This is a genomic window from Bartonella sp. MU70NMGDW, from assembly GCF_042194085.1.
GTDB classification, from domain to species: domain Bacteria; phylum Pseudomonadota; class Alphaproteobacteria; order Rhizobiales; family Rhizobiaceae; genus Bartonella; species Bartonella grahamii.
Genome location: NZ_JBHIMK010000062.1, coordinates 1 through 11,323, shown reverse-complemented (window position 1 = coordinate 11,323; position 11,323 = coordinate 1). Strand labels below are relative to the sequence as shown.

Genomic DNA, 11,323 nt, shown 5'->3' with positions numbered 1-11,323 from the left:
TGCAGCTACTCGATACAATATAAGGTAATTTGGATGCGCTACAATTTCTCGTAATCCTAATACCTTCTCACTCTGTCTGTATAAATATGAATGTTCAGCCAATGGCAGTACGGATGCTTCCAAAAACCTTTTCATTCGGCGCGCAGCAGATGAATTTTCGCGAGCAATATAAGTTAAAATCTGACGCAAATCGTCGCGCGCCGAAGACAACCAAACAATCGGAAGCATCACTTTTCCTGTTCAGCTTCAAGCTGACTGATTATAACTTCCATTTCAGCCATAACCTCATCATGCGGAATAGGAGGATATGGATTTGCAAGACTTCTCGCTACCTTATCGCGCAGCCATGCAGTGTAGCTGCTTTCCTGTTCAACAGTTTCGAACTCTGAAATTAGCGGAGAAAGGGTGGTCTTCATAATATATGTCCTTTCTATTCCTGAGTATTGAAGATAATTACTCTTGGCTATGTTGTCAATATTAGCGAATTGAAAATGTTTAACTTTTAAGCGTCCAAAGTTCTTTTGATCTTAAAACTTAAGGCTTTTTAACCCTCTCAAAAAACACGGGGGCTGATGTCATGATTTTGACAATCATTCCAGAGAGATTTAAGAAGCAGATAACCTCTCATAAAAAAACAAATTTTGTAAGTAAAAAACTATTTTTATTGTAAATTTTCTGAAATTACTTTATGAATTAAAAGATGTTTTGGTCGCATACGCAACGACCAAGAGGGGCCTTGAAAACCCTAGATCCGAGCGTAAAGATGAACCCACTTTGTGGGTATCCCGGAATTCCGGGAGTTTTTGCTATGTCCAGGTGCTTTAAGCACTAAAAGCAAAAAGGCTGACTCGGATTCAGTGTTTTCAAGCTCCCGGAATACTCATGCGAGGGCGCTCGCAACCGGCGGGGAAACATGCAATCTCAAAATCTTAATATTGATCTTTTTGTTGGCAAAAAAATTCGCTTAAAACGAAAAATGCTAAAAATGTCTCAAAAAACATTAGGTCAACATTTAGGTGTTACTTTCCAACAAATCCAAAAATATGAAAAAGGCTTAAATCGTGTCAGCGCAGGGCGTTTAATGGAAATTTCTGATATTTTGAATGTTCCACTTTCCTTTTTCTATGCCAATATCATTACAAAACAACAGCCCCCATACCACCATGATGAAATCGCATCAAGCACAGAGGAATATCTTCTCCTCAAAAGATTTAGAACTCTCACAACGGTAAAAAAGAAAGCCTTTTTACAACTGATCTCTGAAGAGAATGCAAACTAACATCACACGGATAGCACGCACTATTCAAAGTCCCCTTTGTAACACTTTATTGCTTGAATGCAAAACATACCACCCCTCCATTTTAAAAAACGACACGTTAAGAGACACTATTTTAATTTTTATTGTAAATTTCCTAAAATTACTTTATGAATTAAAAGATGTTTTGGTCGCATACGCAACGACCAAAAGGGGCCTTGAAAACCCTAGATCCGAGCGTAAAGATGAACCCACTTTGTGGGTATCCCGGAATTCCGGGAGTTTTTGCTATGTCCAGGTGCTTTAAGCACTAAAAGCAAAAAGGCTGACTCGGATTCAGTGTTTTCAAGCTCCCGGAATACTCATGCGAGGGCGCTCGCAACCGGCGGGGAAAAATGCAATCTCAAAATCTTAATATTGATCTTTTTATTGGCAAAAAAATTCGCTTAAAACGAAAAATGCTAAAAATGTCTCAAACAACTTTAGGACACGCTTTAGGTGTCACTTTCCAACAAATTCAAAAATATGAAAAAGGCTTAAATCGTGTCAGCGCAGGGCGATTAATGGAAATTTCTGATATTTTGAATGTTCCACTTTCCTTTTTTTACGCGGATATCTTAACAAAACAGCAGTCCCCATATCATCATGATGAGATCGCATCGAACACAGAGGAATACCTGCTGCTCAAAAGATTTAGAACTCTCACAACGGTTAAAAAGAAAGCCTTTTTACAGCTGATCTCTGATGAGAGTGCAAACAATATCACACGGATAGCGCGCTATTCATAAGCATTCATAAGTATTTTAAAAAGCAGCCCCCATTGTAAGCATTTTTTCATTTTAGGAGGAGATGCCCTTAATATAATAGACGATAAGCATTTTTACACACAATAACCCTTTATCATTATTATTTTTAACAGGACTATTTTCAACAGTCTGGCTCTCGTCAACATTTATGCTATTTTTTTAAACTTACCGAACCCTACCTTAACTAAGACGAAAAACTGAGAGATAAAAAGTAATATAGAAATGAAATTCTTATACGGCTTGTAATGATGAAAAAAAAATGTGAAAGTTCTGATCGGTAATGAGGAGAAAACACCATGATCAAGAGAAGCGTGAAGCTGCTTATCTTAGGCGTGCTTGGCCTTGCAAGTTCTGCTGTCAATTCAGCTGGAAACACTGAAGAATTCTCAAGTTCTGAAGACTCTTTCAATACGATTCAAGAAGCTTCAAACACTCAAGAACCTTTTCAGCCCTTAAAAGCTGGAGACTATGATCAAGCCTATGACTATTACATCCAAGGTTATTATTTAAAAGCTTTTCGTGAAGCACTCCGACGTGCTGAAAAAAATGATCCTTTTGCACAAACTCTTCTTGCCAGAATTTATATGGAGGGATGTGCTGTCCCTATTGACGGTGCGCGTGCTGCTTTATGGTTTGAACGCGCCGCAAAACAGGGGGAACCCCAAGCACAACTACGCTATGGGCTTATGTTGTTTGATGGTAACTTTATAAAACAAAATCAAGAACTTGGTGAACAGTTCATTCAAAAATCTGTCAATGCAGGCGTCAAGGAAGCCTATTTTTATTACGGACAACTGCTTCTTTATAAAGCCGCACAGGAAAAACAAGCTCTCCCTGGTGTTTCTTCTCAAAGCCGTGAAAATGAAGCAATCGAGCAAGCCTTAAAATTGTACTTAAAAGGTGCTGCTCTTGGAGATGCTGAAGCTGCTTTTTCTGCTGCAAAAATTCTTTCCTTAGGCACGTTAAAACGACCAAAGGATGATCGCAATGCTCGCAAACTCATGGAGGTAGCGGCTCAAAACAACCACTTAAAAGCTCAACTTCATTTAGCACAATGGCTTGTACAGGGGCGTGGAGGAGAAACAGATTTTCCCCGTGCTTTTCATTTACTTCAAAGAAATGCTATCAACATGATAGCACCAGCACAGATTTCCCTTGCAAGGCTTTATCGAGATGGCACAGGAACAAAAGGCGATATAATAATGGCAGCGGCATGGTATATGCTCGCAAAGGAGGCAAAAATGCAAGCCCCTGATCTTGAAATGATGCTCCAAGGCATGGACAAAACACAACTAGAAAAAGCGCACAAAGAAGCAATAAAGCTCCTTCCTGTTTTTTAAAATACTCCTCTCTGCATCAAAAAGATAAAATTTATAGAAATTCCGGGAGTTTTTGCACTGTCCAGGTGCTTTAAGCACTAAAAGCAAAAAGGCTGATTTGAGTTCAGTATTTTCAAGATCCCGGAATACCAACGCGAGGGCGCTCGCACCCCGTCGGAGGGAAATGCAAACCAAAGATCTTTATAACGACATTTCCATTGGTAAAGAAAACGCACTGGTATCATTTGCTTAAGCAAACAATATCCAATAAGCAAAAGAACTAGGCTATCCGAAAATTCCAAAAGCTCTATTTGTTCATTCTTTTTGCTTGGATGAAAAACACACCAACTCTCATTAAAAAACTATTTTTTATTGTAAATTTGCTGAAATTACTTTATGAATTGAAAGGTGTTTTGGTCGCATACGCAACGACCAATAGGGCTCTAAAAACCCGAAACCTCGTACATAAATTTACCCCGCTTTGCGGGTGTCCCGGAATTCCGGGAGATTTTGCTATGTCCAGGTGCTTTAAGCACTAAAAGCAAAATGCTGATTCGAGGTCAGTGTTTTTAGACTCCCGGAATACCAACGCGAGGGCGCTCGCACCCGGCGGGGGGCTTTAAAATGCAAAGTAAAAATCTTAATATTGATCTTTTTGTAGGCAAAAAAGTTCGTTTTAGACGAAAAATGTTGAAGATGTCTCAAAAAACATTAGGTCAACATTTGGGTGTCACTTTCCAACAAATCCAGAAATATGAAAACGGCTTAAATCGTGTCAGCGCAGGGCGTTTAAAAGAAATTTCCGATATCTTAAATGTTCCGGTTTCCTTTTTCTATGCGGATATCATCACAAAACAACAGCCCCCATACCCTCATGATAAAATCGCATCAAGCACAGAGGAATACCTGCTTTTAAAAAGATTTAGAGTTCTAACCTCGATAAAACAAAGAGCCATTTTACAGCTCATCGCTGATCAGAATGAAAGCTTTTAACATTATGATATAGGGCGCTACACTCTTTGTTCTTAACTTGCCTCCCACCCCTCAAAGGACAGAAGCCCCTTCCCTATCCGGTTGGGAAACAATCCGTCTTCTCAGAACAGAACTCTTTTAGCTTCCCATTTCATGTGGTTCATTTCACAAAATTATCCGGACAAGCCCCCCTCATATATTCACCACACATTCTCATGAAAATATCACATGTGCAAAGTTTGATGTCTTATAGCACCACACCTCAAACGATAGTATTTTACAGCAAACAGAATAAGCATTCATGCGTATTTTAAAAAGATAGCCCTCAAAAAGCAATGCTTGAAAATTTTTTTGATCAATCTGGAATAACACTTAACACATCATTTTATAATAGTGATAGAGGACATGATCTTAACATGCAAACGCAAAAAATTGCTTTTTTATCATAATTACTAAAAGCAGCAGTTTATTAAAATATACGCCACCAGAAGCACTTCAAGCAACCTTTACAGCTGAAACCATTATTCATTGATTAATTAACCGATTGATTAGATGCCGATATGTTGTTAATGTAACGATGAGTAAAGTTGCTCTTATTTCTGGAATAGGAGCTTCGCAAAAAAGAGCAACAATAAGTAAGGGGAATTAACGATGTTAAAATATTTATTGCTGTCACCGGTTGTGTTGGTGGCAGGTTGCGCATCTGTAGGCAATTATTCATCAAATTATGTTGATCAAAGTCTTACAAAGCGTCAGGCACAATTAGTCGCTAACAAATTTATTAGCGATATCAAGAGATCTCTACCACCCGCTACAACCACACTTCTTATAAAGAAAAATAATACAGCAGACAGCTTTACTCCTTTATTTATCAATCTGTTGCGACGGAATGGATATAATGTGATCTATACAGATCAACCTCAAAAGCAGCAAAACATGGGTGTGAATTTGAGTTATAGAATACAATTAAATAGTAGAGTTATAGTGTCTCTTCTTCAGTATAATGTGAACGGAGAACCACGTGCTCATATAAGTACTCAGCCCAGATGAACCCGCTATTTAATGTGAATTTTCTCTATATTTTACACATAAAGACTTAAAAGCTCTTGCGAAAGGCAAAGAGATTTGCACCTCAATAAAAAACCTCATTTTTAGCCAGAGTGGATAAATTTTATTATAGATTGTGACAATACAAAATAGTGTAAATTATAGCTTTGAGATTTAAGAAAAGAAGAATACTAAAAATAATGAAAATGCCCCACACCCTAGTGAATTGTTACGCGAAGATGTAAATGCAAAACTTGGACTATCTGTGATTGAAGCAGCTGAAGAGCTTTCTATATCCCGTGTAGCATTTTCTAGGGTATCGGTAAAATCCTTATAACGACATTTTCAATGGCAAATTCATTGGCAAAAAAATTCGCTTTAGACGAAAAATGTTGAAGATGTCTCAAAAAACATTAGGTCAACATTTGGGTGTTACTTTCCAACAAATCCAGAAATATGAAAACGGCTTAAATCGTGTCAGCGCAGGGCGTTTAAAAGAAATTTCCGATATATTGAATGTTCCGGTTTCCTTTTTTTATGCCGCTTAACAAAACAACAGCCCCCATACCACCATGATGAAATCGCATCGAGCACAGAAGAATACCTGCTTTTAAAAAGATTTAGAACTCTTACCACTGTAAAAAAGAGAGCCATTTTACAGCGCATCTCTGATGAGAATGAAAACTTTTAACATTATGATATAGGGCGCTACACTCTCTGTTCTTAACTTGCCTCCCACACCTCAAAGGACAGAAGTCCTTTCCCTATCCAGTTGGTAAACAATCCATCTTCTCAGAACAGAACTCTTTTAACTTCCCATTTTATGCGGTTCATTTCACAAGATTATCCGGACAAGCCACCCTCAAATATTCACCACATATTCTCAATTAAAAACACCTCATGGTTTTACGGAACTTATATCATTGCCATCAATTATATCATTGCCATTAATGATGATATTTTACGACACAAAGGGATAAAATCCCCAAAAATTCTAAAAATTTTTTGTGCAAATTTTTAAAAAGCTTGCGTCTGAGCGCTTTTTATGGTCTTGCAAAGAACTGAAAAGCAAAAATACATCAAGGTCCTTTTTTTACTCAAGCTTTTCTCTTTGCAAAAAACATGAGAAAACCTATGGAGCACACAGGACCATGAGAGAGCCGCAAGGCTAATCAAAGGAATTTGAGCCCGAAAATAACAAAAGAGCTTGACTGTTAAAGGCAGCAAAGAAAAGCGCCATAACGACAACAAGAGAGCTCTTTTTGCAAGAATAGAATTGGATAGAAACGATGAAAATTAATGGCAATGAAATTCGCCCTGGTAATGTGATCGAACATCAAGGAAGCTTATGGGTTGCTGTTAAATGCAACGCTGTAAAACCAGGAAAAGGTGGTGCATTTAACCAAGTTGAAATGAAAAATTTAATTGATGGTACAAAACTTAACGAACGCTTTCGTGCTGCTGAGACGGTTGAACGCGTGCGCCTTGAACAAAAGGATTTCACATTTCTTTATCAACAAGGGGATGCTTTGGTCTTTATGGATTCAGAATCTTATGAACAACTTGAACTTCAAAAGGATTTTGTTGGTGAACGTGCTGCTTTTCTCCAAGATGGGATGACTGTCACAGTTGAACTTTATCAAGAAAAGCCTATTGGCATCTCACTTCCTGATCAAGTTGCTGTCACGATTGCGGAAGCCGATCCTGCCATCAAAGGACAAACGGTTACCTCCTCTTATAAACCCGCCATTCTTGAAAACGGGATTCGTATTCTTGTTCCCCCCTTTATGAATGCTGGTGAACGTATCATTGTAGACACCAATGAGTTGATTTATTTGCGTCGCGCAAATGAAAAAGATAAATAAAGGAATAAAAAATGGCCCATTCTGCAGTCATGAATGTCATGGTGCAAGCTGCAATGAAAGCAGGACGCTCGTTGGTGCGTGATTACGGTGAAGTGCAAAATTTGCAAGTGTCTTTGAAAGGACCAGCGGATTATGTCAGCCAAGCAGATCGCAAAGCGGAAAAAATTATTTTCAATGAATTAAGCAAAGCGCGCCCCAAATTTGGTTTTCTAATGGAAGAGTCTGAAGAAATCATTGGCGAAGATTCCCAACATCGTTTCATTATTGACCCTCTAGATGGCACCACAAATTTTCTCCATGGCATTCCTTTTTTTGCTGTTTCCATTGCCTTAGAAAGTCAAGGGAAAATCGTTGCTGGTGTCATTTACAATCCCGTAAGTGATGAACTCTTTACCGCAGAACGCGGGTGTGGTGCTTTTTTCAATGACCGACGCTGTCGCGTTTCTGCTCGACGCAGACTAGAAGATTGTGTCATTGCCACAGGTATGCCTCATTTTGGTCGCCCAAATCATGGAACCTATCTTATTGAATTACGCAATGTGATGGCGGAAGTTGCCGGACTTCGCCGTTTTGGCGCTGCTGCTCTTGATTTAGCTTATGTTGCTTCTGGCCGAACCGATGGCTTTTGGGAAGATAATCTGCAAATTTGGGATATGGCTGCTGGAATATTGATGGTTCGCGAAGCCGGTGGTTTTGTCACCGATAAAGAAGGCGGCAGCGATATATTCCGCAAAAAAAATATCATTGCCGGCAATGAACACATTCGCATCAAACTAGAAAAAACCCTCAAAAAAGGCATTTAGACCTCAGAAGTAGTGTCATTTTAAAAGGCAATGCTAATTAAAAGGCAATGCTAAAAGTTCAACTTTGCAACATCCCCTAGAGATATCCCTCATCACGCAACCTTATCTCTTATGGAAGTTTCTGGACTTCGCCTTCTTAGCGCTGCTACTCTTGATTTAGCTTATGTCACCGCAGAAAAAACCGATGGCTTTTGGGAAGATAATCTGCAAATTTGGGATATGGCTGCTGGAATATTGATGGTTCGCGAAGCCGGTGGTTTTGTCACCGATAAAGAAGGCAACAATATATTCCGCAAAAAAATATCATTGCTGGCAATGAACACATTCACACCAAACTAGAAAAAACCTCAAAAAGAGTATTTAACTCTTACAGTTTTTTTACAAAACCCTTAGAACCTTAAAAACCCACATGAAGAGAGAATTTTAAATTTTCTTTACATAAAACGATAGGAAATAACTAATCAGATATTAACAAAAACATCATCACAAATAAAAAATATACTCGCTATACCCCCCACAAAAGCAATCCCCAACAGCTTACCTTATTGACGTTTCTGTTATTCAAATTCCCCTCCAAACAAGCCACAAAAAGCAATTATAGCACCCAAAACAAAAACACAATCCATTTCCTCCTCAATATATGCTCTTTATAGTGCGCTATCCATTGATCGAAAAAACTCTCCTCTCTCATAAAAACTGCCGCATATGTTTAAGAGTTTTCACGTCTTTTCCACCACTGCATAATAGCAGAGATTTCAGAAAAACCACTGATTCATAGGGCTGTTCTCTACCCCTTTATTCAACCGTTTTACAAATAGTTTATCAAATGCCGACGACATTTATAATAATGAAAATCTTTGTTTTCCAAAATTGCTTTCTGCACTTCACTTGCAAGCTGTTCTTTATCTTTTTCAATAGCCTCTTTCAGCGCCTTTACCTTCTTATCCCCAAAGATAACTTTTAATTTTTCTTTTAACTTTTTTTCCTCAACAAGCTTCTCCCAAAAGATCAATCGGTTATCACATGTCTCATTTGCTGCTTTTATCCATTCTCTGGCTCCTAATTTATAAATTGCTTCAAATGTTGGATTCCCTTCAACAATGGAAAGATTTTTTGCTCTATTTGTGTCATTATCTTTACAAGTATTGATTACATCTCTAACTGTGACAGAATGGCAACCCTTATCAAAAGCAACATAGCCCTTTTTCACTGTTTTAATAAGCTTCTTATAGTAAATGAAAGTTTCTCTTGCCGCCTTATAATCACTGGAAATATCACACAACAACAACAACACATTCTTTTTACAATATAATAATAAAGTACACTCACCAGACCAAGATTCCGAAAGCTTTAGCATTTTCTCTATCTCTTTGTGTTCTATACTTATAGATATGTTGTCCCACAAAGTATCTGTAAATTTTTTCTTTTCATCCTCCCCTGTAAAGTTTTCCTTTTGGTGCTGTTTGCATTCAGCTGTAATCATATCATCAAGAACATATAACCACCAATGAAGTAATAACATCGTAGGTTGACTCCGTTTTTTGTTCGTAAGAGGATCTACAAACTTTTGCAGAGTTATTCCATTCATTCTCATTAATCGCACTGCTTTTACAAAAAATTTCCTAAAATACGAGGTATCCAAGAGACTACATATTTTTTTGTAATGTTCATAAGTAAGTTTTTTTTCAAGTGCTTGTCTGTACAATAAACGCACTTCGTGCTCCCCTCGAATACAAATATCCTTTACCAATGGAAGCCGATCTCCACTGAATTTCATATCTTCCCTAGGATTTTTTATCCCCAATACGTCTCTTTCCCACTGTTTCACTCCCTCATCCCATTGTTTCAACCATTCCTGCGATACTTTTTGAGTTTTTGCAAAAAGCCTCTGTTCCCCTTGTGCAATAATATCTTGATATCCAACGCACTCTTGCTCTTTTTGCTCAAGTTGTTTAGTTAAATGCTTGTTCTGATAAATTGCCAATGCAAGCATTAAGCTTCCCCCACAACACACTATCATTGCAAAACCAAACAAAAAATCCACTGAGTATCCCAAATACCACGACTTCCCCATCAATATGATGCACAAAATCATAACGCCGAATCTTCTGCTCCCACATTCTTTCCCCCATTTCCAAATGACCTTAATTGTAGCTATTATGAAAGCTATTGCCCATTTTATGTCTTCTTCCATTCTTGCTCTCTTCTAACCTCACCAACATTTAACGCAGCTCTTTTCTCGATTTCTCGACATTGTATCATTATGTGTATATATGATTTGAAAATCACTACATATTATATTTTAATAAAAATAATACACAAAATATAGATATTTTTGTTGGTAAAATAGAACAATTTGTATTTAATAATGCTGTTTTAGTGATTTATGTACTTTAAAGAAAAGCCTTATAAGCCCTCAAAATGCATGATCCATGAAATATTGATTTTCAAAGTAATAAAAACCTTAACTCAACCAAACAGCAAAACAAACTGCGTGCTTTGTTCGCACTGTTTTATAACATCAATAAAAAGCGCCTCTCTGCCTATTTATCAGTTCTTCTTTAAGTAGCCCAGCACCATCATACTCTTATGCCAGCGCCCCCCGTTGTGATAGCCCTTGAAACTTGAGACGATTCATGAAGAGGACTTATTCTTTCTAAAGTGTTTTATTCACGCGGGTTCTCTCTGCTTGCCACATACAAGAGACATGGTTTTAACTAATACAACATAACTAAATTTGAAACGAGAAAATCCTATGGTATTCATGATCTCTCATGAAAAACAATGAATTACTCTTATAAATAAACGTGACAGTTAAATCAACGTGACAGTGCTGTTATGAAGAGAACTCCTTGCACATCTTAATAGTTCATAGAGATTAACTGGGTGTCATTTTATATTCTGTACACAGATGAAGTATTTTTATAAAAATGCTCCGTCTTGCGCAGAAAAAAGGACAGCCCGTTAAGACCTTAAAAAGAAAAACCTCTGAATGCTTGCACCTCTTTTTCCATGAGAGATTCAAATTGATAAGCCTGTCTGAAAAAAGTGCTGTTTATGTCCTTAAAGATACTGCTCTTGTATCAAGATCACTTACTCCGGTGAAAATTGGAGTTTTGCGAGGTAAGCATAGACGCCATTTTTTGCCACAAGTTCTGCATGGGTTCCCTCTTCCACAAGAGCGCCTTTATCCATCACGAGAATACGATCAGCTTTTAAAATTGTTGCCAAACGATGTGCAATTACCAAGGTTGTA

General features: G+C 37.8%; 11 protein-coding genes and 2 pseudogenes. 9 read left to right on the top strand and 4 right to left on the bottom strand.

The window, feature by feature from the left end; translation table 11 throughout:
* Together ACFIKE_RS06610 and ACFIKE_RS06605 are read right to left on the bottom strand one after the other, a co-directional pair.
* The coding region (locus ACFIKE_RS06610; RefSeq protein WP_375648771.1) for a type II toxin-antitoxin system RelE/ParE family toxin at positions 1–228 on the bottom strand (228 nt) is incomplete at its 3' end.
* Positions 228–416 carry an antitoxin gene (locus tag ACFIKE_RS06605; RefSeq protein WP_375619989.1) on the bottom strand — a complete coding sequence of 63 codons (189 nt, stop codon included), beginning with the start codon at positions 414–416 and terminating at the stop codon, positions 228–230. The genes ACFIKE_RS06610 and ACFIKE_RS06605, both read right to left, overlap by 1 nt.
* A 497-nt stretch (positions 417–913) precedes the next feature.
* Between ACFIKE_RS06605 and ACFIKE_RS06600 the strand changes: the two genes are divergently transcribed.
* The 9 genes and pseudogenes from ACFIKE_RS06600 to ACFIKE_RS06560 all read left to right on the top strand — a co-directional run.
* Entirely contained in the window at positions 914–1,279 is a 366-nt protein-coding gene (locus ACFIKE_RS06600; protein WP_375648769.1) for a helix-turn-helix domain-containing protein, read from the top strand.
* A 371-nt stretch (positions 1,280–1,650) separates the two neighbouring features.
* A complete protein-coding gene (locus ACFIKE_RS06595) occupies positions 1,651–2,043 on the top strand; it encodes a helix-turn-helix domain-containing protein (protein ID WP_375625254.1) in 393 nt (130 codons plus the stop codon).
* A 314-nt stretch (positions 2,044–2,357) separates the two neighbouring features.
* Positions 2,358–3,401, top strand: a complete 1,044-nt coding sequence (locus tag ACFIKE_RS06590) for a tetratricopeptide repeat protein (protein ID WP_375648767.1) — start codon at positions 2,358–2,360, stop codon at positions 3,399–3,401.
* 603 nt (positions 3,402–4,004) lie between these two features.
* Positions 4,005–4,373 (top strand): helix-turn-helix domain-containing protein, encoded by a 369-nt coding sequence (locus ACFIKE_RS06585; protein WP_375648765.1) that lies wholly within the window; start codon positions 4,005–4,007, stop codon positions 4,371–4,373.
* A 630-nt stretch (positions 4,374–5,003) separates the two neighbouring features.
* Entirely contained in the window at positions 5,004–5,402 is a 399-nt protein-coding gene (locus ACFIKE_RS06580; RefSeq protein WP_375637572.1) for a hypothetical protein, read from the top strand.
* 386 nt (positions 5,403–5,788) lie between these two features.
* Positions 5,789–6,090 (top strand): annotated as a pseudogene (locus ACFIKE_RS06575) (helix-turn-helix domain-containing protein).
* A 598-nt stretch (positions 6,091–6,688) separates the two neighbouring features.
* Positions 6,689–7,264 (top strand): elongation factor P, encoded by a 576-nt coding sequence (gene efp, locus ACFIKE_RS06570; protein ID WP_015856958.1) that lies wholly within the window; start codon positions 6,689–6,691, stop codon positions 7,262–7,264.
* A gap of 11 nt (positions 7,265–7,275) precedes the next feature.
* Positions 7,276–8,067, top strand: coding sequence for an inositol monophosphatase family protein (locus ACFIKE_RS06565; RefSeq protein ID WP_015856959.1), 792 nt, complete (start codon positions 7,276–7,278; stop codon positions 8,065–8,067).
* Between the two features lie 108 nt (positions 8,068–8,175).
* Positions 8,176–8,468 (top strand): annotated as a pseudogene (locus ACFIKE_RS06560) (inositol monophosphatase family protein); the annotation flags it as partial.
* Between the two features lie 407 nt (positions 8,469–8,875).
* On the opposite strand, the gene ACFIKE_RS06555 reads toward ACFIKE_RS06560, so the two are convergent.
* The gene (locus tag ACFIKE_RS06555; protein WP_375648763.1) at positions 8,876–10,060 is read right to left on the bottom strand and encodes a hypothetical protein; all 1,185 of its coding nucleotides are present in this window, start codon (positions 10,058–10,060) and stop codon (positions 8,876–8,878) included.
* A complete protein-coding gene (locus ACFIKE_RS06550) occupies positions 10,020–10,187 on the bottom strand; it encodes a hypothetical protein (protein WP_375648761.1) in 168 nt (55 codons plus the stop codon). Before ACFIKE_RS06550 ends, ACFIKE_RS06555 begins: the two co-directional genes overlap by 41 nt.
* Between the last annotated feature and the right edge of the window lie 1,136 nt (positions 10,188–11,323).

Bases quoted from the DNA above. Each gene is read 5' to 3' on its own strand.
- ACFIKE_RS06605 (WP_375619989.1), bottom strand. From the start codon at position 416: ATGAAGACCACCCTTTCTCCGCTAATTTCAGAGTTCGAAACTGTTGAA.
- ACFIKE_RS06600 (WP_375648769.1), top strand. From the start codon at position 914: ATGCAATCTCAAAATCTTAATATTGATCTTTTTGTTGGCAAAAAAATT.
- ACFIKE_RS06595 (WP_375625254.1), top strand. From the start codon at position 1,651: ATGCAATCTCAAAATCTTAATATTGATCTTTTTATTGGCAAAAAAATT.
- ACFIKE_RS06590 (WP_375648767.1), top strand. From the start codon at position 2,358: ATGATCAAGAGAAGCGTGAAGCTGCTTATCTTAGGCGTGCTTGGCCTT.
- ACFIKE_RS06585 (WP_375648765.1), top strand. From the start codon at position 4,005: ATGCAAAGTAAAAATCTTAATATTGATCTTTTTGTAGGCAAAAAAGTT.
- ACFIKE_RS06580 (WP_375637572.1), top strand. From the start codon at position 5,004: ATGTTAAAATATTTATTGCTGTCACCGGTTGTGTTGGTGGCAGGTTGC.
- efp (WP_015856958.1), top strand. From the start codon at position 6,689: ATGAAAATTAATGGCAATGAAATTCGCCCTGGTAATGTGATCGAACAT.
- ACFIKE_RS06565 (WP_015856959.1), top strand. From the start codon at position 7,276: ATGGCCCATTCTGCAGTCATGAATGTCATGGTGCAAGCTGCAATGAAA.
- ACFIKE_RS06555 (WP_375648763.1), bottom strand. From the start codon at position 10,060: ATGCTTGCATTGGCAATTTATCAGAACAAGCATTTAACTAAACAACTT.
- ACFIKE_RS06550 (WP_375648761.1), bottom strand. From the start codon at position 10,187: ATGTGGGAGCAGAAGATTCGGCGTTATGATTTTGTGCATCATATTGAT.